Genomic DNA, 652 nt, shown 5'->3' on the forward strand with positions numbered 1-652 from the left:
GACCGGTACCTCGCCCGGGGTGAGGACGGCATGGCTGACGCGTCCTCCCGCCCGCGGCGGAGCCCGAACCGCACACCCATACGCACCGAGCGCCGGATCGTTGCGTTGCGTTTCARCCGGCGGTGGGGACCGCACCGGATTGCGGCCCACCTGGGCGTGGCCCGCTCGACCGTGGGCAAGGTCCTGGCCCGATACCGGATGCCCCGGCTGGCCTGCCTGGACCAGGGCACCGGGCTGCCGGTCCGGAAGCCTGCACCGCAGCGCTACGAACACGACAACGCCGGAGACCTGGTCCACGTGGACATCAAGAAACTCGGCCGTATTCCCGATGGCGGCGGGCACCGCGCCCTGGGCCGGGCGCTGGGTCGTAGGAACCGAAGGGCCGGTACCGGGTACGCGTACCTGCACCACGCCGTCGATGACCACTCACGGCTCGCGTACTCGGAAATCCTCGGCGACGAAAAGAAGGAAACCGCCGCCGCTTTCTGGGTCCGCGCGGCGGCGTTCTTCGCCGCGCACGGCATCACCGTCAAAGCCGTACTGACCGATAAYGGATCCTGCTACCGCTCCCGGGCCTTCGCAGCAGCCCTGGGCCCACACCTCAAGCATCGGCGGACCCGCCCCTACCGGCCGCAGACCAACGGCAAGGTAG

General features: G+C 70.0%; 1 protein-coding gene. It reads left to right on the forward strand.

Annotated elements, in window-relative coordinates:
* A partial coding sequence (locus AC1DIP_RS22230; RefSeq protein ID WP_477735118.1) for a DDE-type integrase/transposase/recombinase occupies positions 1–652 on the forward strand: 652 nt, incomplete at both ends.

It is taken from the genome of Pseudarthrobacter sp. 05T312 (genome assembly GCF_056396685.1).